Origin of the sequence: Pseudomonas veronii, assembly GCF_002028325.1 — a bacterium.
Classification (GTDB): Bacteria; Pseudomonadota; Gammaproteobacteria; order Pseudomonadales; family Pseudomonadaceae; genus Aquipseudomonas; species Aquipseudomonas veronii.
This window is the reverse complement of the sequence record NZ_CP018420.1, coordinates 3,816,962-3,840,514: the sequence shown is the minus strand read 5'-3', so window position 1 is coordinate 3,840,514 and position 23,553 is coordinate 3,816,962. Positions and strand designations below refer to the sequence as shown.

The window sequence follows — 23,553 nt, the reverse complement described above, 5'->3', positions numbered from 1 at the left end:
GGATTGTGCTGCTTATGTGGTCAGGACAGGAAACCACCGTCCACGTTCAGCGACACCCCGGTGGTGTAGCTGGATGCATCGCTGGCCAGGTACAGCACCGCGCCGGCCATCTCACTCGGGTCCGCTACGCGCTTGAGCGGGATCTGCGCCAGGGCCATTTTCAGGATCGCGTCGTTCTTCACCAGCGCCGAGGCGAACTTGGTGTCGGTCAGGCCCGGCAGCAGGGCGTTGCAGCGGATGCCGAATTCGGCGCATTCCTTGGCGAACACCTTGGTCATGTTGATCACCGCGGCCTTGGTCACCGAGTAGATGCCCTGGAACACGCCCGGCGAGATGCCGTTGATCGAGGCCACGTTGATGATGCTGCCGCCGCCGTTTTCGCGCATCAGCTTGCCGGCTTCCACCGACATGAAGAAGTAGCCGCGAATATTCACGTCCACGGTTTTCTGGAAGGCGCCCAGGTCGGTGTCCAGCACGTTGCAGAATTGCGGGTTGGTCGCGGCGTTGTTGACCAGGATGTCCAGGCGGCCGAACTGCTCGCGGATGCCGGCGAAGACCTGGCTGATCTGCTCCATTTCACCGATATGGCAGGCAACTGCAGTGGCCTTGCCGCCGTCGGCGATGATCGCATCCGCTACGTGCTGGCAGCCTTCCAGCTTACGGCTGGACACGATCACGTGGGCGCCTTGCTGGGCCAGCAATTTGGCGATGGCCTCACCGATGCCACGGCTGGCGCCGGAGACAAAAGCGATCTTGCCGTCGAGGTCGAACAGGTTGGTCTTGGACATGGGGGTTCCTTGTGGGTCTTGGCTCGGTCGATCAGAGGGCGGATTTGCCGATGACATTCAGGCTCATCTGCTCCAGCAGCTTGTTCATCTGAATGAACTGCGCAAAGCGTTTGTCCTGGGTCTGTCCATGGAAAAAACGGTAGTAGATCTGCTGCACGATGCCGGCAAGGCGGAACAGGCCGTAGGTGTAGTAGAAGTCGAAATTGTCGATATCAAGGCCGGCGCGCTCGGCGTAATAGTCGACGAACTGGCGACGCGTGAGCATGCCCGGCGCGTTGCTCGGTTGGCGGCGCATCAGTTGCACGGGCGCCGGGTCGGCGGCTTCGATCCAGTAGGCGAGGGTGTTGCCCAGGTCCATCAGCGGGTCGCCGAGGGTGGTCAGCTCCCAGTCCAGCACGCCGATGATCTGCATCGGGTTGTGCGGGTCGAGGATCACGTTGTCGAAGCGGTAGTCGTTATGCACGATGCTGGAAGTGGGATGGTCGGCTGGCATCTTGTCGTTGAGCCAGGCGCGCACGGCCTCCCAGCGAGGTGCGTCGGGGGTCAGGGCTTTTTCGTAGCGGTCGCTCCAGCCGCGGATCTGGCGTTCCACGTACCCCTCGGGCTTGCCCAGGTCGGCCAGGCCGCAGGCGTTGTAGTCCACTTGGTGCAGTTCGACGAGCTTGTCGATAAAGCTTTTGCACAGCGCTTCGGTCTTGCTCGCGTCCAGGCCCAGTTCGGCCGGCAGGTCGGAGCGCAGGATGATGCCGTTGACGCGCTCCATCACATAGAACTCGGCGCCGATCACCGATTCATCGGTGCAATGCACGTAGGCCTTGGGGCAGTAGGGAAAGCCGTCTTTCAGCTGATTGAGAATGCGGAACTCGCGACCCATGTCATGGGCCGATTTGGCCTTGTGCCCGAACGGCGGGCGGCGCAGCACGAATTCCTGGCCCGGGTATTCCAGCAGGTAGGTCAGGTTGGACGCGCCGCCGGGGAACTGGCTGATCTTGAGCGTGCCGCTCAGGCCCGGGATATGGGCCTTGAGGTAGGGATCGATCAGGCTGGCATCAAGTTCTTCGCCTGGGCGGATCTGGGTCGATTGGTCGTTCAGCGCCATGCTTATCCCTTCTGCTTATTCTAAAGGCCTCGGACTATTGGCTAATCTAATGCGCCCAGCCGCCCGGCCACAAGGTCGGGGCGGCTTAATAGGTTCGCGTGTTGGATGATGATCAGCGTGCCTGATCGGTCATTTTTCGGGCGGGGGCAAGGCGACCGGCGTCAGCACCGGCCGGCCGGCGAAGTACTCCAGCAGGTTGTCGGCCACCCGTTGCACCGTATCGTGCGCGGCTTCCGGCGACAGCCCGGCCACATGGGAGGTCAGCACGGTATTGCTCAGGCGCTTGAGGGCATCGGGCACCTTGGGCTCGTCGTCGAACACATCCAGTGCCGCGCCGCCGATACGGCGCTGTTCCAGGGCGGCGACCAGGTCGGCGGTCACCACCACGCTGCCACGACCGATATTCACCAGGTAGCCGTTCGGCCCCAATGCATCCAGGGCATGCCGATCGATCAAGTGGCGCGTGCCCGGGCCGCCGGGCGTGGCCAGGATCAGGAAGTCCGAGGTGTGTGCCAGCTCTACGGCGGTCGAGCAATAGATGTAGTCCACGTCATCGCGCGGCTGGCGGTTGTGGTAACTCACCTGCATGCCGAACCCGAGGGCGGCGCGCTTGGCGATCTCCAGGCCCACCGCGCCGAGGCCGAGAATCCCCAGTTGCTTGCCGCCCAGGGAAGGGCGCATCACTTTGGGCCACTCGCCGTGGCGCACTGCCGCGTCCGTTTGCGGAATGCCGCGCACCAATGACAGCAGCAAGGCCATGGCGTGGTCCGCCACCGAAGGCGCGTTCACCCCGGCGCCGTTGGTCACCACGATCCCGCGGTTGCTTGCCGCCTGCAGGTCGACATGCTCATAGCCGGCACCGATCACGCAGATGATCTCCAGCAACGGCAGCGCGGCGATTTCTTCGGCATACAGGCCCAGCGGGCCACGCGTCAGTACAGCCTTGATCTGCCCGCCGTGGGCCTTGATGGCCTGGGCGCGTTCGGCGGGCGTCGGTGCCAGGATCACATGAAAGTCATTGCTTTCGATGATGGGCAGGTATTCGTTGATGGTTTCGACCAGGACCAGAACAGTGGTTGTCATCGGACGGCTCTTCCTGAAGGTTTTGAGAGCAAGAGTATGCGGGATTTGTCAGCAAAATCGCTTTGCCGTGGCAGAAAAATCGTCGTAGGGCCGAGCTTGCAGGTGTTGGGGGCGACGCGTGCCCCCTACGGTATTTGCGTTGTCAGAAACTGATCGCGGCGGCGCTCACGCGTTGCACAAACGCCCCGGCCAACGTGGCATTGTGATGTTCGATGATCGCCGCCGCCGACAGCGTTGCAGTGTCCATGCAGGTGTGGCCGTCTTCGGGCAGTATCACCGAGAACCCCAGTTCGACTGCGACGCGGCAAGTGGTATCGATGCAGAACTGGGTTTTCATCCCGACAATCACCAGCTCATTGAGCTGCATCGCGCGCAGTCGCTGCGCCAGATCGGTGCCGAGGAAACAACTGGGCCGGGTTTTGTTGAAGAACTGGTCACGCGCCTCATCGACATCCAGCTCATGCCACACCTGCCAATACGGGCTGCCCGCGGCAATCGCGGAGCCCGCCGGGCCCGTGTGGCGGGCGACGAAGATCGGTGCGCCGGCGTGGCGCGCGCGCCCGATCAGTTGGTTGATGGTCTGCAGCACCCGTTCGCGTTCGAAGGGGTGCTCCGGGCCAGCGTACAGGCCGGTTTGCATATCGATGATCAGCAGGGCGTCAGCCATGGTGTTGCTCCTTTCGCGTGCCGGATGGCGGCGCAATAAAAAAGGCCCCGTCCATTGCTGGCGGGGCCTTGGGTTGAATCCGTGAGGTGTCTAGTTCAAGCACCCACAGCAACCGCACGACCCGCCAGAAGCGGTCGTGGTGGTGGTGCGGGTGAGGTGCTGCTGAAAAAGGTTCATGGCCGATCATGCTGGGGCATAAGTTTGGCTGTCAAGCGTCGCGGGCAACTTCTTATAAGGCGTGACGATGTTTCGGGCATCCACAAGGGACTCGTCTGACACGCGAATACCCAGGGGGCTCTTCACGCCAAATGCGCAAAAAATAGCCGACAACCTCGTCCTTGAGCCTCTGCACCGCTTAACCATTCCTCAGCTAAGCCTTTGCTTATTTAAAAGAATCCCGGACAATCGCGCCCCTGTTATAGCCGGGGCGCTGCCTGTCAGGTTTTTCTGACTCGTGCCGGCTGTGGAAATGCGGAGATCCGACCGGATGAATGATCAGGCCAATAGCGTCGACGAACGCTATGTCACGACACCTGTAATCCTTACAAGCTGGAGTCGTCAGGACACCACCTGGATGCTTGGCTTGTTTGGCACGGCGATTGGTGCCGGCACTTTGTTTCTACCTATCAACGCTGGCCTCGGCGGCTTCTGGCCGCTGGTGATCCTGGCGCTGCTGGCCTTCCCGATGACGTTCTTTGCCCACCGTGGCCTGACGCGTTTCGTACTGTCCGGCCGTGAAGGTTCCGACATCACCGACGTGGTCGAAGAGCACTTCGGCGTCAAGGCCGGCGCGCTGATCACCTTGCTGTACTTCCTGGCGATTTTCCCGATCCTGCTGATCTACAGCGTGGCGCTGACCAATACCGTCGGCAGCTTCATGGAGCACCAGTTGCACATCATGCCGCCGCCACGGGCGATCCTGGCGTTTGTGCTGATCCTCGGCCTGCTGGCCGTGGTGCGTTGCGGTGAGCAGGCGATCGTCAAGGCCATGAGCCTGATGGTGTACCCGTTCATCGTCGCCTTGCTGTTCCTGGCGGTGTACCTGATCCCGCACTGGAACGGTGGCATCCTCAGCACCGCCAACGTGGTGCCGGCACCTTCGGCGTTGCTCAACACCTTGTGGCTGGCGATTCCGGTGATGGTGTTCTCGTTCAACCATTCGCCGATCATCTCGGCCTTTGCGGTGGACCAGAAGCGCCAGTACGGCGCGCATGCCGATGAGCGCAGTTCGCAGATCCTGTCGCGCGCCCACCTGTTGATGGTGGCGATGGTGCTGTTCTTCGTGTTCAGTTGCGTGCTGACCCTGTCGCCGGCGCAACTGGCTGAAGCGAAAGCACAGAACCTGTCGATCCTGTCGTACCTGGCCAACCACTTCGACAACCGGACCATCGCCTTCGCCGCGCCGCTGATTGCGTTCGTGGCAATTGCCAAGTCGTTCCTGGGCCATTACATCGGCGCCAGTGAAGGCCTCAAGGGCCTGGTCGCGAAAACCGGCCGGCGTCCGGCACCGAAGACCCTGGACCGCATGACCGCCGCCTTCATGTTGGTGGTGTGCTGGATCGTCGCCACGCTCAATCCGAGCATCCTTGGCATGATCGAGACATTGGGCGGGCCGATCATTGCGTCGATCCTGTTCCTGATGCCGATGTACGCGATCCGCAAGGTGCCGGCGATGGCCAAGTACCGCGGGCAGGCGTCCAACGTGTTTGTCACGGCGGTCGGCCTGGTGGCGATTACTGCGCTGATTTACTCGCTGCTCTCCTGACCGCACGCTGCACCGAACAGGGCCGATTCGCACGCGTGGCGAGTCGGCCTTTTTTTCGCTCGGAAAACCTGACGCGGCGCAACCGCCGCGCGGCAATGGGCGCTAAGCTGGAACACATTTTTAGCCAGGATGGATGGGGCCGATTGAACACTGAAACCGATACGCCCGTTGTCGTTGCGTCGAAGCGAACCCAGGACATAATTGCCGGCTTATCGATTGCCGGTTTGCTGTTGCCGGAGGCGGTGGCCTATTCCAGCATTGCCGCGCTCCCGCCCCAGGCCGGTGTGATTGCCTTGTTTGCCGGGCTGGTGTGCTACGGCCTGTTCGGCACCAGCCGTTTCGCGATCGTCTCGGCGACTTCGTCGTCAGCGGCGGTGTTGGCGGCGGCAACGGCCAGCCTGGCGGGGGATGACCCGGCGCTGAGGCTGTCCCTGGCCTTCGGGCTGGTGCTGATCATTGGCGTGTTTTTTCTGCTGGCCGGGCTGTTCAAGCTCGGTGGCGTCACTTCGTTTATTGCCAAGCCGGTGTTGCGTGGGTTTGCCTTCGGCCTGGCGCTGACCATCATCCTCAAGCAACTGGCCAGTGTGGTGGGCGTCCACCTGACCGATAACAACCTGATCCGCTTCCTGCCGCAGTTGCTGGAGCAGCTGCCGCACTGGAACTGGCCCGCCGCGCTGGTGGCTGCGGTGGCCTTGCTGGTGTTGTGGTTATGCGCCCGCGTTCCGCGCCTACCCGGCGGGCTGGTGGTGATCGTGCTCGGCGTTATTGCCGGCCAGGGCCTGAACCTGCAGGCCCACGGCGTCGCGCTGATCGGCCTGATCGACCTGCGCCTGGAGCTGGGGCATTTGCCGGTACTGCCGTTTGCCGATTGGCTGCGCCTGGGCGAGTTGGCGTTTGCGTTGGTCATGATTTTGTACGCTGAGTCCTACGGGTCCATCAGTTCGTTCGCTCTCAAGCACGGCGACCGGGTGTCGTCCAACCGCGACTTGCTGGCGCTGGGCGCGGCCAACCTGGTGTCTGGGTTGTTCCACGGCATGCCGACGGGCGCCGGGTATTCGGCGACCTCGGCGAATGAGGCGGCTGGCGCCTATTCGCGTTTGGCGGGGATCGTCGCGGCGCTGGTGATCCTGGCGATTGTGTTGACGGTGCTGCCGTATGTTGCGCTCACGCCGGAGCCGGTGTTGGCGGCGGTGGTCATCTATGCCCTGGGCCGGGGTTTGAGCCTGCAGCCCCTGGGGCGTTACTTCCTGTGGCGACGCGACCGTTTGCTGGTGGTGTGTGCGGTGGCGGCGGTGCTGGTGCTCGGCGTGCTGGATGGCTTGTTGTTGTCGGTCGGGATCAGCGTGGTGTTGATGTTGCGCCAGATGTCGGCGGCGGATATCCAGGTGCTTGGGCGCCTGGGCGACACTCATGACTTCGTGGACCGTCAACACCATGCCGATGCGCTGACCGTTCCCGGCGTGTTGATCATACGGCCAAGCGAGGCGCTGTTTTTTGCGAATGCCGAGCGCATCCTCGGCGCCGCCCTGCGCCTGATGCGTCAGTCATCCGCGCAGACGGTGGTGTTGAGCCTGGAAGAGTCCCCCGACCTCGACGGCACCAGCGTCGAAGCGCTGGCCGCTTTTTTTGCCCAGGTGCGCGGGGAGGGCAAGCAATTGGTGCTGGCGCGGGTGCGCCATGACGCCCATGAAGTCTTGCAGGCGCTGCCCGAGGCCCAGGCGCCCGAGGTGTTGCTCAGCGGCTTGAGCGTCGATGGTGCGGTGCAACTGGCGTTGCACAGCCATCCCCAGGCATAAAAAAACGCCGCGTATCTTGCGATACGCGGCGTCCTTTACATCAACACACCCTTAGGCTTGCAGCACCGGGATGTTGGCGTTTGCAGCGCTTTCACGGAACTCGGCGATCTGATCGAAACTCAGGTAGCGATACACATCGCTGGCCATGGTGTTGATCTTCGCGGCGTATTCCATGTACTCCTCGACGGTCGGCAGGCGACCCAGGATCGAAGCCACCGACGCCAGCTCGGCCGAAGCCAGGTAGACGTTGGCGCCATCGCCCAGACGGTTCGGGAAGTTACGGGTCGAAGTCGACACGACGGTCGAATTCGGTTCTACACGTGCCTGGTTACCCATGCACAGCGAGCAGCCCGGCATTTCCATGCGCGCGCCAGCCTTGCCGTAGATGCCGTAGTAGCCTTCTTCGGTCAGTTGGTGAGCGTCCATCTTGGTCGGCGGCGACAGCCACAGACGGGTTGGCAGCTGACCCTTGACCTGATCCAGCAGTTTACCGGCAGCGCGGAAGTGACCGATGTTGGTCATGCACGAACCGATGAACACTTCGTCGATCTTCTCGCCAGCAACGCTGGACAGCAGACGGGCGTCGTCCGGGTCGTTTGGCGCGCAGAGCACAGGCTCCTTGATGTCGGCCAGGTCGATCTCGATGATTTCGGCGTATTCCGCGTCGGCATCGGCCACCATCAGCTCCGGGTTGGCAACCCAGGCTTCCATCGCTTGGGCGCGACGTTCCAGGGTACGTGCATCGCCGTAGCCTTCGCCGATCATCCAGCGCAGCAGGGTGATGTTGGAGTTCAGGTACTCGGTGATCGACTCTTTCGACAGCTTGATGGTGCAACCGGCAGCCGAACGTTCAGCCGAGGCGTCGGACAGCTCGAAGGCTTGTTCGATGCTCAGGTTGTCCAGGCCTTCGATTTCCAGGATGCGGCCGGAGAAGGCGTTCTTCTTGCCTTTCTTCTCTACGGTCAGCAGGCCAGCCTGGATCGCGTAGTAAGGAATGGCATGAACCAGGTCACGCAGGGTGATGCCAGGTTGCATTTTGCCTTTGAAGCGCACCAGGATCGATTCCGGCATGTCCAGTGGCATCACGCCAGTGGCTGCGGCGAACGCTACCAGGCCGGAACCGGCCGGGAACGAAATGCCCATTGGGAAACGGGTGTGGGAGTCACCACCGGTGCCGACGGTGTCCGGCAGCAGCATGCGGTTCAGCCAGCTGTGGATGATGCCGTCGCCTGGGCGCAGCGACACGCCGCCACGAGTCATGATGAAGTCAGGCAGGGTGTGGTGGGTGGTCACGTCGATCGGCTTAGGATACGCCGCGGTGTGGCAGAAAGACTGCATCACCAGATCGGTCGAGAAGCCCAGGCACGCCAGGTCTTTCAGTTCGTCACGGGTCATAGGACCGGTGGTGTCCTGGGAACCCACGGTGGTCATCTTAGGCTCGCAGTAGGTGCCTGGACGAACGCCAGTCACGCCGCATGCCTTGCCGACCATCTTCTGCGCCAGGGTGAAACCCTTGGTGCTTTCGGCCGGAGCTTCCGGCTTCTTGAACAGGTCGGACGGTGGCAGACCCAGTTCGGCACGCGCCTTCTCGGTCAGGCCACGGCCGATGATCAGCGGGATACGGCCGCCGGCACGGACTTCGTCCAACAGCACCGGGGTCTTCATTTCGAAGGTGGTCAGGACTTCATCGGTACCGTGCTTGCAGACTTTGCCAGCATGCGGGTACAGGTCGATCACGTCGCCCATGTTCATGTTGGTGACGTCGAATTCGATCGGCAGTGCGCCAGCATCTTCCATGGTGTTGTAGAAGATCGGAGCGATCTTGCTGCCGAAGCAGAAACCGCCAGCACGCTTGTTCGGCACGTAAGGAACGTCGTCGCCGAAGAACCACAGTACGGAGTTGGTGGCCGATTTACGCGACGAACCGGTACCGACCACGTCACCGACGTAGGCGATCGGGAAGCCTTGGCCGCGCATTTCTTCGATCTGCTTCATCGGGCCGGTCTTGCCTTGCTCGTCCGGCACGATGCCGTCGCGAGCCATTTTCAGCATGGCCAGGGCGTGCAGCGGGATGTCAGGGCGGGACCAGGCGTCCGGCGCAGGCGACAGGTCGTCGGTGTTGGTTTCGCCGGAGACCTTGAACACGCGCAGGCTGATCTTGTCGGCCAGGGTCGGACGGTTCTTGAACCACTCGCCGTCGGCCCAGGACTGGATCACGGCCTTGGCGTGTGCGTTGCCGGCCTTGGCTTTTTCAGCCACGTCGTGGAACGCATCGAACATCAGCAGGGTGTGCTTGAGTTGAGCGGCGGCAACAGGCGCCAGTTCGGCGTTGTCGAGCAGCTCGACCAGGGTCACGATGTTGTAGCCGCCTTGCATGGTGCCAAGCAGTTCAACGGCGCGTTTCTTGTCGATCAGGGGAGAAGTGGCTTCGCCCTTGGCCAGGGCAGACAGGAAACCGGCTTTGACGTAGGCAGCTTCGTCAACGCCTGGTGGAATGCGGTTGGTGATCAGGTCAACGAGGAATTCTTCTTCGCCAGCCGGGGGATTTTTCAGCAGCTCGACCAGGCCTGCGGTTTGTTCGGCATTAAGCGGCTGGGGAACAATACCCAGGGCTGCACGCTCTTCGATATGTTTGCGGTAGGCTTCAAGCACAGTTATTACCCTCATCAGTGGTCCCACGGGACGCTCATCCAGAAATGAACGGCACGCATGCGCTCGGGGGCTTTTTGGGCCGCAAAGCCAGCGCTGCCGACATTCCTCACAGAAGCTGCTTTCAAAGTTTTACGCCTGCAGAACGGAGCTGATGAGGGTTGGCGCTGGCTTGACCTGCCGGGTCATTGACCATCGCCAACACCGTTCTGAAGGAACGACTGTGCTCGTGACGCTTTGAAAACAGCTTCCAGCGGATTATTGGCGCCTTATAAGGCCGGATGATTCTACGGCAAAAAAAATCTAAACGTAAGTTGCCAAGCCAAGTTTGCTGGGTGATCAACCTTAGACAAAGGGCTAACATGGCGCCCTGTTTCGCTGATTTGCGTGTTGCCGCCCATGTCCAACCAAACCATCAAGACCCCCTGCGTAGGCCTGTGCTCCACGGTTTACGGTGACCTCGTGTGTCGCGGCTGCAAGCGTTTCCACCACGAAGTAATCCAGTGGAACGGCTATAACGAAGAAGAAAAACGTGCGGTGTGGCTGCGGCTCGAGCAATTGTTGGTGCAGGTCATGGCCGGCAAGCTGGAGGTTTTCGACCCCAAGACCCTGCGCAGCCAGCTGGAGCAACGCAAGATCCGCTTTGTGCCGCACCAGTCCGAGTACTGCTGGGCCTACCAGTTGATCGCCCGCGGGGCACGGGTGATTTCCAACCTGGAGGCCTATGGCATGGTGCTGCTGCCGGAGTTCCGCGAGTGGAACCTGCCGCAGCTGCGCGATGCCATCGACCGTGAGTTTTTCATCCTGTCCGAGGCGCACTACCAGCGCTATATTGCGCCGGGGTTTCTCAAGGATGTGTTGGGCGCCTGATGATCAGGCTTTGTTGGCCAGCTTTTCCAGTTGATCCGTCAGTGCCTGGGGCTTGAGCACCAGCACATCGCTTTCCAGCGCATCGAGCACCACTTCCGCCGTATTGCCGATCAGCGCGCCGGTCAGCCCGGTGCGTGCCACGGTGCCGATGATCGTCACTGCGGCTTTCAAGGTGTAGGCGGCATGGGGAATCAGCACATCCGCCGGGCCTTCTTCGATATGCAGGTGGGCGTCGTCGATATCGAACGTGGCCTGGAATGCCTTGCACTGCTCGCGATAACGCGCCTCGATGGTTTCCTTGAGCTGAAACACCGGGTCGCCGGCCGAGAGCATTGGCGATGGATGGGCGCTGATGACATGCAGTGACGCCTTGGCCAGGCTGGCGATGTCGAAGCCGTAGTCGATGATCATGTGGTGCAGCGCACGATGCTCGGTGTCGGTATTGCCTACATCGATGGCGGCGAGAATGACGCCGTCGTTCCATGGGGTTGCTGTCTTGACCAGCAGCACCGGCACCGGGCAGTAGCGCAACAGCTTCCAGTCGGCCGGGGTCAGCAGCGCCTTTTTCAGCGGGCTGTCGGGGTAGTGCTGCTTGATCACCAGGCCACAGCCTTCGGCCTGCTGCACCTCGATGATGGTTTCATGCAGGCTGGTATTCCACGCCTGTTCGGTGGTGACGCTGTAGCCGTCTTCGGTCAGGCCGGACTTGAGCAGGCTCAACAGCGCCGAATGCTCATGTTTCTTGTCGCACACCAGCAGGTGCAGGCGCGCGCCGGTGGTCCCGGCGATCAGTTTGGCGCGTTTGAGGGCCAGGCTTTCCGAATGCTCGGGCTCAAGGACCACCAGGATGCTGCGGATGGCTTGCATGGTCGGGACTCTCCAGAAAGGGGGCGTTGAACAACTATAGTTGCTGCCCGCCAGACGTCATGTTGATGCACATCAAGGCCAGTGGCTGGTGGTCTGCGGCGTGGTCGGTATAATCGGCGACCTTTTGTGATCCTTTGCCCGTGAGCCCGATGAACCTGCCCGAAATCCACGAATTCCTCGGTTGCCCCACCCCTGACGCCTGGGTCCAGGCCGCGTTGGCCGATCAGGAAACCCTGCTGATCGACCACAAGAACTGCGAATTCAAGGCCGCCAGCACTGCCTTGAGCCTGATCGCTAAGTATCACAGCCATGTTGACTTGATCAATATGATGTCGCGCCTGGCCCGGGAAGAGCTGGTCCATCACGAACAGGTCATGCGCCTGATGAAGAAGCGCAAGGTCGCGCTGCGTCAGTTGCACGCCGGGCGTTATGCCTCGGGCTTGCGCAAGGTGGTGCGCAGCCACGAGCCGGTCAAACTGGTGGACACCCTGGTGGTCGGCGCCTTTATCGAGGCGCGCAGTTGCGAGCGTTTCGAGGCGCTGGTGCCACATTTGGACGAAGAACTCGGCAAGTTCTACTTCGGCCTGCTCAAAAGCGAGGCGCGGCACTACCAGGGTTACTTGAAACTGGCTTATCAGTATGGCGAGGCCAAGGATATTGCCCAGGTGATCGAGCGGGTGAGGGCGGCCGAGCAGGAACTGATCGAGTCCCCCGACGTCGAGTTCCGCTTTCACAGTGGCGTGCCAGCCTGAGGCGACGGCTGCGCATACAACGCTCGGTGACGGCGTTAAAAATTGCAGGCTATTTGTTAAAAACTCTTAAAAGCATGAAGCTTCATCGCGTGTGGCCGGCCAAGCGCTGCCGGCGGGCAACTTGCCACCTATAATGCGCGCACTTCAATCCGCGTTGTGCACTGAGAACTTATGGAAAACCTGGGGCTGGGCAAGGTATTGCTCGTTGAGGACGATGAGAAGCTGGCAGGGCTGATCGCGCACTTTCTGGCACAGCACGGTTTTGAGGTACGGGCGGTGCATCGCGGTGATGCGGCCTTGGCGGCCTTTCTTGACTTCAAGCCCAAGATTGTCGTGCTCGACCTGATGCTGCCGGGCCAGAGCGGCTTGCATGTGTGTCGCGCGATTCGCGCGGTGTCCGACACGCCGATCGTGATCCTCACCGCCAAGGAAGACGACCTGGACCACATTCTCGGCCTGGAGTCCGGCGCCGACGACTATGTGATCAAACCGATCAAACCGCCGGTGCTGCTGGCCCGCCTGCGAGCGTTGCAACGGCGCCAGGCGCCGGAGCCGACGGTGCGCGGCGCCATCGAGTTCGGGCGCCTGGTCATTGATCGCAGTTGCCGGGTGGTCAGCCTGGGCGGCGAGAAGATCGACCTCACCACCATGGAGTTCGAACTGTTGTGGTTGCTGGCCAGCAGTGCCGGCAAGATCCTCTCGCGCGATGACATCCTCAACCGCATGCGTGGCATCGCCTTTGATGGCCTGAACCGCAGCGTCGACGTGTACATCAGCAAACTGCGCGGCAAGCTCAACGATAACCCCCGTGAACCGGTGTGCATCAAGACCATCTGGGGCAAGGGCTATCTGTTCAATCCGTTTGCGTGGGAGGTCTAGATGCTGCGCCTGTTTCTACGCCTGTATGTGATTCTGGCCCTGGGCCTGGCGGGAGCGATCTGGCTGGTCAACTACACGTTCGACGAGTTGTTGCCCGACGCTAACGAAACGTATAGCCGCGAGATCCTGCGCGGCCCCGCCTATGGTCTGGTCGAACAACTGCGGCCGCTGCTCGGCGAAGCGCGGCAAGCCCGCTTGGCTGAGTTGCAACGCCATTATGGGCTGCACCTGAAGCTGATTGAAAAGGACGCTCTGGCGCTGACCGAGCGTGAACAAAAACTCCTGACCGACGGCTCGCTGTTGGTGCGTGGTGACTTTAGCGAGTTCATCACTCCTATCGACGGTGGCGCGCAGTTGCTGGAAATCAAACTGCCGCAAGAACCCAAGATATACCTCTGGGCCTATGTTCTTCTCGGGCTGTGCCTGGCTATCGTGCTGTATTTTTGGGTGCGCCCGCATTGGCGCGACCTGGAGCATATCCGCCTGGCCGCCCAGCGCTTCGGCGATAACGACCTCGGCTCACGCATCCTGTTGCCGCGTCGCTCCACCGTGCGCGAACTGGCCGGGCACTTCAACCAGATGGCCGAACGCATCGAGAGCCTGATCGCCAACCAGCGTGAGTTGACCAACGCGGTCTCCCACGAACTGCGCACGCCCATCGCGCGCCTGTCGTTCGAGCTCGACCAGCTCAAACAACAGGCCGATCCCCGGCAGTGCCTTGCACTGATCACCGACATGTACGCCGACCTTGGCGAGTTGGAGGAAATGGTCTCGGAATTGTTGACCTACGCCAGCCTGGAGCGCGGCGCCACCCAGGTCACGCAGGAAAATATCGAGGCCCACAGCTGGCTCGACAGTGTGATCGGCAGCGTGGCCCTGGAGGCCGAGGCGGAAGGCGTGCAGTTGTCCTTGCGTACCTGTGAAGTCGATTTTATCCAGATCGAACCGCGCTTCATGGCCCGTGCGGTGATCAACCTGCTGCGCAACGCCATTCGTTACGCCGAGCGCCGCGTGGAAGTGTCGCTGGTCAAGTTCGGCAGTGGTTATGAAGTGCGGGTGTGCGATGACGGCCCCGGCATCCCCGAGGAAGGCCGGGCGAAGATCTTCCAGCCGTTCATTCGCCTCGACGCCAGCCGCGACCGCCGCACCGGCGGCTTCGGCCTCGGCCTGGCGCTGGTGCAGCGGGTTTGCCAATGGCATGGCGGGCAGGTCCAGGTATTCGATTCGGAGTGGGGCGGGGCGTCGTTTCGGATGAGTTGGGCGTATACCGAATAAGGCTTTTTGGGGGTAATGGTTAAAAAACCGGAGACCGCTGTGCAGTCAACCGCAGCAAGCGCCCTCGCCACGGTTGGCTCCTTCTGTCGTTTCAATCGGGTTGTCGGATCAGAAGCTGTACTTCAGCGAACCCATCACCGATGTCTGCAACCGCCGCTCCACGATCGGGCTGTTGCCCGCTTCATTCGCCAGGTACTGCACATCCAGCAAGGTCGAGAACTGGGTGTGCTCACTGATCGGCACGCTCCATGTCAGGCTCATGCCGTTGCTGATATTGCCCCCGTCCGCGTTGTAGGCCTTGAAGCGGCTCTGTGCCGCCTGGCCGGTGGTCACGCCATACCAGGTCTGCAGGTAGTCACGGTCTCCAAAGTGGCTGCTGAGGCTGGCGTCGATCACGCCATAGCGCCCGTCATACAGGTTGGTGCCAACGCTCAGTTCCAGATGGGTAAATGCCTTGCCGCTGTCTTTGTGATCATCTTCCTTGAGTGCATGTTCCAAGGTGGCGCCGACAATCACGCCGCCCAAGTTATAGCTGGCACTCACGCCCAATTGCGTGCGTGATTTGATTTCGCCCATGCCCTTGAGCCGTTTCGAGCCGGCGCGCAGGCGTTCGTTTTTGTCCATGCGTGAGGCGCTCGCGCCGACGTATGCGCTGAAGCTCAGGGCATCGTCTTTATAACGCCAGCCCAGGCCCTTGTCGGAGTCGAGGAAAATCCCCCAGGGGCTGACGATGGCGCCGCCGAGCAGCGGTTCGGTCCTGCGTTCATCGCTGCCGCTATACCGGGGCATGCTGGCTACGCCGGCTTTCAAGCTGTATGCCCAGTCCTGTGCCAGCACCGTGTCGGCGCCTGCCAACAGGCACACTGAGGTGATGGACAGGCAAAGGTGTTTCGAGCGCATAAGGAGGTTCATCCGTGGTTATAAAATCAAGGGTTTACGGGGCGCGTGCGTGCGTTTGAAGGCGTAGCCCGAGGCACTGAGGCCGTTGACCTGGCGGCTGACGGTGTCGCCCAGGCCATAGCCGTTGCCGGCAAGCACGGCATGGGCGTTGTCCACGGGCAGCAGGATGTAATCGGTCAGCGGCTCGTCGTGCAGTTGGCCGCGAATCACCAGGAAGCCTTCTTCCAGGCGCACGCTGATGCCGCTGAGTGGCGCGTCGGGTTCGTGGGTGCTGAGCACTTGATAGGTGCCGACGGTGTCGGCCCAGGCCAGTGGCAGGGGCGGTGGGTCGATGCGTTCGCCCACGGCCACCCGCTGGCCGTGACTGCGCGCGGTGAGTATCTGCCGGCCTTGCACCGTCACCACGTCCAGTTGCACGCGGCCCAGCCCGCCGAGATCCTTGAGCCAGAACCCCAGGACTTTTTGCTGCGCGCGCAACCAGCCGTCTTCATCGCGCAGCAGTTCGAAGGTGTATCCGGCCAACTCACCGGACAATCGCGTAGGGGTATCCCTGATCCGGAATACGCCCCAGGCCGTGGCGTAGAACCCGGCCAGGCGCTTACGGTCGATGGCGGCGGGCACCTGGCGCAACTTACCCCCGTGCTTGGGCGCCTGGCAGTCGTCGGCGCATACCGGCGCGCCGGTTTGCGCCTGGAGCATCAGGCGCAGGGTGTCGGTGCTCAGCGCGACCACCATGTCTTCGGCGTTGCTGTCGTTGGCCATGATGATCACTGCCAACTGCTGGTCCGGCAGCACCGTCACCTGCGCGGCAAAATCGTCGCCCCCGCCGCTGTGCTGGAACGTGCGTATGCCGGGGCTGACCGGCTTGTCGCCACAGGGCGAGAGAAACCAGCCCAGGCCCATCTGGCAGTCGAAGTCCAGCACGTTGCCGATATTTTGTTGGGTAAACATCTGCTCGATGGAGGCGCGGTCCATTACGCGGGTGTCGTTGTAGAGGCCTTGGGCGAACAGCATCTGTACGTAGCGGCTGAGGTCCTTGGGGCTGGTCCACAAGCCGCTGGCGGCGAGGTCGCGCACCTGGGCGTCGGTGCTGGCGCTGCCGTCCTGATAGCCGAGCGCGCGGTGGGCAACGTGTGCGCCGACGCCGACAAAACTCGATTGGTTCATCTTCAACGGTTTGAACAGGCTGTTTTGCAACTGGGTCTCGAATGCCTTGCCGCTACTGCGTTCGATAGCCGCGCCCACCAGCGCATAGCCGAGATTCGAGTAGGCCACCTGCGAACCCGGCGGGGTGCTCAGCCACACGCCCGACATACGCATTGGCATCTGGCCCATGGCGAAGGTGTTGCGCAGGCCGCGCAGGTGTTCGCTGGGCAAGCCCGACTGATGACTGAGCAAGCGGCGCAGGGTGATGGCGCGGTCGGCGTCGGCCTGCTCGTCATGGAAGCGCGAGCGCACATAGAACTCGCGCAAGGTTTGCTGGATCGGTGCGTCAAGCGCCAGTTGCTGTTGTTCCACCAGCTGCAGCGCGGCGGCGGCGGTGAGGAGCTTGGAGATCGCGCCAGCGCGAAACGCCGTATTCGGCGTCACCGGTACGCCCCGGGCCTTGTCGGCCACGCCGAAACCACTGGCCCAGATCAACTCCTGGCCATTGACCAGGGCGATGGACAGCCCGGGCACCTGCTCCCGGGCCATCTCCCACGGAATGCGGGTTTGTAGATAGCGAATGATCGCGTTGTAGTCGCCCTTGGGGATCGGCGGCGGGGCAGGCGGTTGGCCATGGCAACCGATACTGCCGAGCAGGCAGCCCAGCAGCGGAATACCGCGCAATGTGCGAAACATGAAGAGCACCCAGATGGCTGTTTGGATGCTCGAATGCTAGGGAAGGGCTGTCCGACAATCTTTGCAAGCTTTGTCGGAAAACTGTCAAAGACTGTTAACGCACCAACCCCAACCGCTCATGCCATTGCGCGATCGATTCCTCCGGGTATTCATCGAACTGCAGGTCGCCCTTGCGCACGCTGACTTCGACCCAGGGCGCCTTGGAACCGAGCATCAGGTGCGTGTGCTGCGGCGGCACCGGCAACGGTGTGTCGATGGCTGAGGCAAACGGATGGATCAACTCCGGCCATTGCGGGCTGAACAGCCATAGCGCGCTGCCGCATTGTGAACAGAAATGCCGCTCGGCGCTGCTGGCATGGGCGCGGCTGGCGCCTTCGGGCTTGAGCCTGGCGTGGTAGATCGAGATCAGCTTGCGCCCGCGCACTTTCAGGCTGTTGCTGTCGCCCGCGAGGTTGATCGCGTAACCGCCGCCACCCTGGGTCTTGCGGCAAATCGAGCAATAGCAGCGCTGGTAAGGGTAGGGGTGGGCACTGGTCAGGCTGAACGTCACAGCGCCGCAATGGCAGGAACCTTCGAGTTGCATGGGCAGTCTCCTCTGGCAAGGTGACTCTGGAGTCTAGGCGCTTTGTGGCATCAAGGTCGCGATCAGGGCACGAATGGTCCCCGGCAGCGCTTCCAGCTCGCGCACCAGGATACTGCGCTCGCGAATCGCCCATGGCTCATTCAGTTTCACCGCCACCAACTGCATGGTCCGGCTGTGCCGCAAGGCGGCGGATTCCGGGATGATGCCAATGCCCACGCCCGCCTCGACCATCCGGCAGATCGCCTCGAAACTCGACATTTGGATGCGCAGCGACAACTGCTTGCCGACCCGCTCGACGTGCTCGCGCAGGAAGCTCAGCAAGGTGCTGCCTTCGTGCAGGCCGATGTGCTGGTAGGCGAGGGTCTGTTCCAGCGTCACCGAGGGTTGGTCCGCCAAGGGGTGGCCCACGGGCACCATCAATACCAGTTTATCGGTGCTGAAGTGCAGCACCTGCAGGCCCGCGGCTTCCACGGGACCGGCGATGATGCCCATGTCGCTGGTGCCATCGAGCACGCCGCGCACGATATCGCGGGACAGGCGCTCCTGCAGGTCGACAGTGACACCGGGCCGCTGGGAGAGGAAACCGGCCAACACTTCGGGAAGAAACTCAGTGACCGCCGTGGTGTTGGCGAAGATGCGGATATGTCCGGCAGAGTCGACGCCGTATTGGGTGAACTCACTTTTCAGGTAGTCCACCTGACGCATGATCAGCCGCGCATGGTGCAGCAGCCGCTCGCCTGCCGGGGTGATCTCCACGCCGCGGCTGTCGCGGTACAACAGACGTGTTTCCAACTGGCCTTCCAGGGCCTTGATGCGCGCACTCGCAGCCGCCGGCGAGAGGAAGGCGCGCTTGGCGCCCTGGGTCAGGCTGGGTGATTCGGCGATATGGATAAACAGGCGCAGGTCGGCGAGATCGAAGTGCATGGCGGCTCCGGGGTGGACAGGGCTGTTCGGTGCAACGGCGGTGCGGGGCTTGCCTGCGCTGACAGTGTGCCGGCGATGAAAATGCCAACCAACCGAAGCAAGCCCGTTGCCCATCAATGCGTGGCGTTCAGCATAGCCGAACGCTGGCTTATTGAAATGCAAATTCTCAGAACGGTCGGGCGCTTGCATGATCCGGGGCACACATTCACAGCCCGAGGACCTGCACCCGATGAGCGCCACTGATTGGATCGGCCGAAACGAAACGGCCCACGACCACCTGAGCCACAACCTGCTCACACGCATCGCCGCGACATTCGGCGAGCCCGTGCCCGAACACGGCGCGGCGGTGCCGCTGTTGTGGCAATGGTGTTTCTTCCAGGACCCGCTGCCGGAATCGGCCCTGGGCACCGACGGCCACCCGGCCCGTGGCGGCTTCCTGCCGCCGGCGGATAACCGCAATCGCATGTGGGCCGGTGGGCGTCTCGAGTTCTTGCATCCGCTGCGCGCCGGCGAGGCGGCCAGCCGTGTGTCGACCATCACCCAGGTCGAAGAAAAGACCGGCCGCACCGGTGCGTTGCTGTTTGTCACCGTGCGCCATGACTACACCCAGGACGGCCGCCTGGCGATCCGCGAAGAACAAGACATCGTCTACCGCGAACCGACCCCACCCAAGCCGGGCAACGGCGCGGCGCTGGCGGCGGGTGAGTGGTGCGAAGTGATCGAGCCGACGCCGACCCTGCTGTTCCGCTACAGCGCCGTGACTTTCAACGGCCACCGCATTCACTACGACTATCCCTACGTCACCGGCACGGAAGGCTATTCGGGCCTGGTGGTGCATGGGCCGTTGATTGCCACGTTGAGCCTGCGCGCCTTTTGTCGGGCCCATCCCAGCGCCACGGTGCGCCGTTTCGACTATCGCGGCGTGCGCCCGCTGATCGCTGCGCAACCGTTTGAAGTCGCCGGGCGTATCAGCCAAGCCGGCGTGGCAGAACTGTGGGCCGGTAATCACGATGGCGTGGCCCAGCAGGCCCGTGTGCATTTCGAATAACACCAGAACAACAGGCGGAGAGCCGTTAATGAACCCGAATGACAATGAAGCACTCAATGCCATCCGCGCGGGCGTGCGCGCCTTGTGCGCCGAATTCGATGCGGCGTACTGGCGTCGGATCGACGAAGAAAAAGCGTTCCCCGATGCCTTCGTCAAGGCCTTGACCGCTGCCGGCTGGCTGTCGGCGATGATCCCGGAAGAGTACGGCGGCTCCGGCCTCGGCCTGGCTGAAGCGTCGGTGATCCTTGAAGAGGTCAACCGTTGCGGCGGTAACTCCGGCACCGTCCACGGCCAGATGTACAACATGTTCACCCTGCTGCGCCACGGCAGCGCCGCGCAAAAACGCTTCTACCTGCCCAAACTGGCCAGCGGCGAATTGCGACTGCAATCGATGGGCGTCACCGAGCCCAGCACCGGCACCGACACCACCAGGATCAAGACCACCGCGATCAAGCGCGGCGACAAGTACGTAATCAACGGCCAGAAAGTCTGGATCTCGCGGGTGCAGCATTCCGACCTGATGATCCTGCTGGCGCGCACCACGCCGCTGGCCGACGTGAAGAAAAAGTCCGAAGGCATGTCGATCTTCCTCGTGGACCTGCGCGAGGCGATCGGCAACGGCCTGACCGTGCAACCCATCGCCAACATGGTCAACCACGAAACCAACGAGCTGTTCTTCGACAACCTCGAGCTGCCTCTGGACAGCCTGATCGGCGAAGAGGGCAAGGGCTTCAAGTACATCCTCGACGGCCTGAATGCCGAGCGCACCCTGATCGCCGCCGAGTGTATCGGCGATGGCCGCTGGTTTATCGAAAAGGCCAGCGCCTATGCCCGCGACCGTGTGGTGTTCGGCCGGCCCATCGGGCAGAACCAGGGCGTGCAGTTCCCGATTGCCGAAGCGCATATCGAAATCGAAGCGGCCGACCTGATGCGCTGGCGTGCCTGCGAGGAATACGACCGTGGCGCGCCTGCCGGGGCCAGCGCGAACATGGCCAAGTACCTGGCGGCCAAGGCGTCCTGGGAGGCGGCCAATGCGTGCCTGCAAACCCACGGCGGCTTTGGTTTTGCCTGCGAGTACGACGTGGAACGCAAATTCCGCGAGACCCGCCTGTACCAGGTGGCGCCGATCTCCACCAACCTGATCCTGTCCTACGTGGCCGAGCACTTGCTCGAGCTGCCACGCAGTTTCTGAGGGCCTGAACATGAGCCATACCCAAGCCCTGTGTCGGTTCCTCGCCGAATTGACCTATGCGCAGTTGCCCGAACCGGTGCTGGCGCGCACCGAAGACCTTTTTCTCGATTGGCTGGCGTCGGCGCTGGCCAGCCAGGGCGCGCACCCGATCCCGCTATTTGAACGCTACGCGCGGAAAATGGGGCCGAGCAGCGGCCCGGCGCAGGTGATCGTCAATGGCCGCAGCAGCAGCGCGTATTTCGCCGCGTTGGTCAACGGCGCCTCGTCGCACCTGGTGGAGCAGGATGACCTGCACAACAGCTCGGTGCTGCACCCGGCGACGGTGGTCTTTCCCGCGGCCCTGGCGGCGGCCCAGGACCTCGGCAAATCCGGCCGTGAACTGCTGCTGGCCGCGGTGGCCGGTTATGAAGCCGGAATTCGCATCGGCGAATTCATGGGCCGCTCCCACTACCGCATCTTCCACACCACCGCGACCGTCGGCACCTTGGCGGCGGCGGTGGCCGTGGGCAAATTGCTGGGGTTCGATCAGGAGCAATTCATCAACCTGCTCGGCAGCGCCGGCACCCAGGCTGCCGGGCTGTGGGAGTTTTTGCGCGATGCCGCCGACTCCAAGCAATTGCACACGGCCAAGGCGGCGGCGGATGGCTTGCTCGCCGCGTACCTGACGGCGGACGGGCTGACGGGCGCGCGCAATATCCTCGAAGGCGACCAGGGCCTGGCAGCCGGAATGTCCAGCGATGCCAAACCGCACAAGCTGTCCGCCGACCTCGGCCGGCGCTGGGCGCTGCTGGAAACCTCGTTCAAGTTCCATGCCTCGTGTCGCCACACCCATCCTGCCGCCGATGCGCTGCTGCAGTTGATGCAGCGTGAAGGCCTCGATGCCGCCGCGATCGCCAAGGTGCAGACCCGCGTGCATCAGGGCGCCATCGATGTGCTGGGGCGCGTCACTACGCCAGCCACTGTTCACCAGGCCAAGTTCTCCATGGGCACCGTGCTGGGCCTGATCGCCGTGCATGGCAAGGCCGGGCTGGTTGAGTTCCACACGTTGGCACTGAGCGATCCCGCCGTCTCGGCCTTTCGCGACAAGGTCAGCATGACCCTCGATCGCGAAGTCGACGACGCCTATCCGCAGCGTTGGCTGGGCCGCGTCACCGTCACCACCGAGGATGGCCGCACGCTGCACGGCGCTATTGACGAGCCCAAGGGCGACCCCGGCAACAGCCTCAGCCGCGCCGAGCTGGCGGATAAATTCCTGCGCCTCAGCCAGTTCAGCGGCGCACGCACCCCGGTCGAGGCCGACGCGTTGATCGCCAAGGTCTGGCAGTTGCGCAACACCCCGTCCATGGCCCACTGGCTTTGAGGAATCGTCATGACTGCTAATCAACGACCGCTGGACGGTATCACCGTTGTCAGCCTGGAACATGCGATTGCCGCACCCTTTTGCACACGCCAATTGGCCGATCTCGGCGCGCGTGTGATCAAGATCGAACGCCCCGGCAGCGGTGACTTCGCCCGTGGCTATGACGAACGCGTGCGCGGCCTGGCGTCGCATTTCGTGTGGACCAACCGCTCCAAGGAAAGCCTGACCCTGGACCTCAAGCAAGACGCGGCGGGCGCCATTCTCGACAGCTTGCTCGCCGACGCCGATGTACTGGTGCAGAACCTCGCACCCGGTGCGGCGGCGCGCATGGGCCTGTCGTTCGAGACACTGCATGCGCGCTTCCCGCGCTTGATCGTCTGCGATATTTCCGGCTATGGCGAAGGCGGGCCCTACGCGCAAAAGAAGGCTTATGACCTGTTGATCCAGAGCGAGGGCGGCTTTCTGTCGGTGACCGGCGGGCCCGCTGACGACCAGATGGCCAAGGCCGGTTGCTCCATCGCCGACATCGCCGCCGGCATGTACGCCTACAGCGGCATCCTCTCGGCGCTGTTGTTGCGCGGCAAGACCGGCGAGGGCAGCCGTATCGACGTGAGCATGCTGGAAAGCCTGGTGGAGTGGATGGGCTACCCGATGTACTACGCCTTCGACGGAGCACCGCCACCGCCGCGTGCCGGGGCGGCGCATTCGACGATTTATCCCTACGGACCGTTTCCCACCGGCGACGGCGGTACGGTGATGCTCGGCTTGCAGAACGAGCGCGAATGGGCGGCGTTCTGCGACAAGGTGCTGCTCACCCCGGCGTTGGCCACGGACGAGCGCTTCTGCGCCAACTTCAAGCGCTCGGCCAACCGCGAGGCGCTGCGCCGGATCATCGTCGACAGCTTCGCCCGACTCGACGCCGAGGCCGTCATCCAGCGCCTGGAACATGCGCAGATCGCCAGTGCCCGCGTCAACGATATGCACGGCGTGTGGGACCACCCGCAACTCAAGGCTCGTGACAGCTGGCGCGAAGTCGCGAGCCCGGCCGGTCCGCTGCCAGCGCTGTTGCCGCCAGCGCGCAATACGGCATTCAGCCCGCGCATGGATGCGGTGCCCGCGTTAGGCGAGCACAGCCAGGGCATTCTCGATCAGCTCGGTTATTCGGGCGAAACCATCGACGACCTGCGCGCGCGCGGCGTTATCTGACAAGGAGT

Annotated in this window: 20 protein-coding genes; 10 read left to right on the top strand and 10 right to left on the bottom strand. The window is 62.6% G+C overall.

The annotated features are described in order from the left end of the window. Nucleotides 1-20: 20 nt before the first annotated feature. From PverR02_RS17420 to PverR02_RS17405, 4 genes are all read right to left on the bottom strand, one after another. On the bottom strand, nt 21-788 hold the full coding sequence (locus tag PverR02_RS17420; protein ID WP_017846474.1) for an SDR family oxidoreductase: 768 nt from the start codon (nt 786-788) through the stop codon (nt 21-23). Between the two features lie 31 nt (nt 789-819). Next, nucleotides 820-1,887, bottom strand: coding sequence for a phosphotransferase family protein (locus tag PverR02_RS17415; protein WP_079444015.1), 1,068 nt, complete (start codon nt 1,885-1,887; stop codon nt 820-822). A 129-nt stretch (nt 1,888-2,016) separates the two neighbouring features. Next, the gene (locus PverR02_RS17410) at nt 2,017-2,970 is read right to left on the bottom strand and encodes a 2-hydroxyacid dehydrogenase (RefSeq protein WP_017846472.1); all 954 of its coding nucleotides are present in this window, start codon (nt 2,968-2,970) and stop codon (nt 2,017-2,019) included. A 142-nt stretch (nt 2,971-3,112) separates the two neighbouring features. Next, nucleotides 3,113-3,637 carry a cysteine hydrolase family protein gene (locus PverR02_RS17405; RefSeq protein WP_017846471.1) on the bottom strand — a complete coding sequence of 175 codons (525 nt, stop codon included), beginning with the start codon at nt 3,635-3,637 and terminating at the stop codon, nt 3,113-3,115. A gap of 487 nt (nt 3,638-4,124) precedes the next feature. Here PverR02_RS17405 and PverR02_RS17400 point away from each other — a divergent pair, with 487 nt between their 5' ends. Both PverR02_RS17400 and PverR02_RS17395 read left to right on the top strand, forming a co-directional pair. After that, nucleotides 4,125-5,402: a serine/threonine transporter gene (locus PverR02_RS17400; protein WP_026139960.1), complete on the top strand. Its 1,278-nt coding sequence runs from the start codon at nt 4,125-4,127 to the stop codon at nt 5,400-5,402. A 143-nt stretch (nt 5,403-5,545) separates the two neighbouring features. After that, on the top strand, nt 5,546-7,198 hold the full coding sequence (locus tag PverR02_RS17395; RefSeq protein WP_079444014.1) for a SulP family inorganic anion transporter: 1,653 nt from the start codon (nt 5,546-5,548) through the stop codon (nt 7,196-7,198). Nucleotides 7,199-7,249: 51 nt separating this feature from the next. Here PverR02_RS17395 and acnB read toward each other — a convergent pair whose 3' ends face one another. After that, complete coding sequence (gene acnB / locus PverR02_RS17390) at nt 7,250-9,850, bottom strand: bifunctional aconitate hydratase 2/2-methylisocitrate dehydratase (protein ID WP_017846468.1); 2,601 nt, start codon at nt 9,848-9,850, stop codon at nt 7,250-7,252. Between the two features lie 396 nt (nt 9,851-10,246). Here acnB and PverR02_RS17385 point away from each other — a divergent pair, with 396 nt between their 5' ends. Beyond that, on the top strand, nt 10,247-10,717 hold the full coding sequence (locus PverR02_RS17385; protein WP_079444013.1) for a DUF1289 domain-containing protein: 471 nt from the start codon (nt 10,247-10,249) through the stop codon (nt 10,715-10,717). 3 nt (nt 10,718-10,720) lie between these two features. Here PverR02_RS17385 and PverR02_RS17380 read toward each other — a convergent pair whose 3' ends face one another. Next, a complete protein-coding gene (locus tag PverR02_RS17380; RefSeq protein WP_017846466.1) occupies nt 10,721-11,584 on the bottom strand; it encodes a universal stress protein in 864 nt (287 codons plus the stop codon). 149 nt (nt 11,585-11,733) lie between these two features. On the opposite strand from PverR02_RS17380, the gene miaE reads away from it, so the two are divergent. From miaE to PverR02_RS17365, 3 genes are all read left to right on the top strand, one after another. Next, nucleotides 11,734-12,336, top strand: a complete 603-nt coding sequence (gene miaE / locus PverR02_RS17375) for a tRNA-(ms[2]io[6]A)-hydroxylase (RefSeq protein WP_017846465.1) — start codon at nt 11,734-11,736, stop codon at nt 12,334-12,336. Nucleotides 12,337-12,507: 171 nt separating this feature from the next. Continuing rightward, nucleotides 12,508-13,215: a winged helix-turn-helix domain-containing protein gene (locus tag PverR02_RS17370; protein WP_017846464.1), complete on the top strand. Its 708-nt coding sequence runs from the start codon at nt 12,508-12,510 to the stop codon at nt 13,213-13,215. Beyond that, on the top strand, nt 13,216-14,490 hold the full coding sequence (locus PverR02_RS17365; RefSeq protein ID WP_079444012.1) for an ATP-binding protein: 1,275 nt from the start codon (nt 13,216-13,218) through the stop codon (nt 14,488-14,490). Nucleotides 14,491-14,598: 108 nt separating this feature from the next. Here the strand turns inward: PverR02_RS17365 and PverR02_RS17360 are convergent, their stop codons facing one another. The 4 genes from PverR02_RS17360 to PverR02_RS17345 form a co-directional block, all read right to left on the bottom strand. After that, nucleotides 14,599-15,390, bottom strand: coding sequence for a MipA/OmpV family protein (locus PverR02_RS17360; RefSeq protein WP_079444011.1), 792 nt, complete (start codon nt 15,388-15,390; stop codon nt 14,599-14,601). Between the two features lie 18 nt (nt 15,391-15,408). Next, entirely contained in the window at nt 15,409-17,232 is a 1,824-nt protein-coding gene (locus tag PverR02_RS17355) for a serine hydrolase domain-containing protein (protein WP_079444010.1), read from the bottom strand. A gap of 94 nt (nt 17,233-17,326) precedes the next feature. Then, nucleotides 17,327-17,815 (bottom strand): GFA family protein, encoded by a 489-nt coding sequence (locus tag PverR02_RS17350; protein WP_079444009.1) that lies wholly within the window; start codon nt 17,813-17,815, stop codon nt 17,327-17,329. A 33-nt stretch (nt 17,816-17,848) separates the two neighbouring features. Further along, nucleotides 17,849-18,739: a LysR family transcriptional regulator gene (locus PverR02_RS17345; RefSeq protein ID WP_079444008.1), complete on the bottom strand. Its 891-nt coding sequence runs from the start codon at nt 18,737-18,739 to the stop codon at nt 17,849-17,851. 229 nt (nt 18,740-18,968) lie between these two features. Here PverR02_RS17345 and PverR02_RS17340 point away from each other — a divergent pair, with 229 nt between their 5' ends. The 4 genes from PverR02_RS17340 to PverR02_RS17325 are packed head-to-tail and all read left to right on the top strand — an operon-like array spanning nt 18,969 to nt 23,545. Next, nucleotides 18,969-19,787 carry an FAS1-like dehydratase domain-containing protein gene (locus PverR02_RS17340; protein WP_079444007.1) on the top strand — a complete coding sequence of 273 codons (819 nt, stop codon included), beginning with the start codon at nt 18,969-18,971 and terminating at the stop codon, nt 19,785-19,787. A 28-nt stretch (nt 19,788-19,815) separates the two neighbouring features. Then, nucleotides 19,816-20,979 carry an acyl-CoA dehydrogenase family protein gene (locus PverR02_RS17335; protein WP_057004641.1) on the top strand — a complete coding sequence of 388 codons (1,164 nt, stop codon included), beginning with the start codon at nt 19,816-19,818 and terminating at the stop codon, nt 20,977-20,979. 10 nt (nt 20,980-20,989) lie between these two features. Further along, the gene (locus PverR02_RS17330; protein ID WP_079444006.1) at nt 20,990-22,339 is read left to right on the top strand and encodes an MmgE/PrpD family protein; all 1,350 of its coding nucleotides are present in this window, start codon (nt 20,990-20,992) and stop codon (nt 22,337-22,339) included. A 9-nt stretch (nt 22,340-22,348) separates the two neighbouring features. Next, complete coding sequence (locus tag PverR02_RS17325; RefSeq protein WP_079444005.1) at nt 22,349-23,545, top strand: CaiB/BaiF CoA transferase family protein; 1,197 nt, start codon at nt 22,349-22,351, stop codon at nt 23,543-23,545. Nucleotides 23,546-23,553 lie beyond the last annotated feature (8 nt).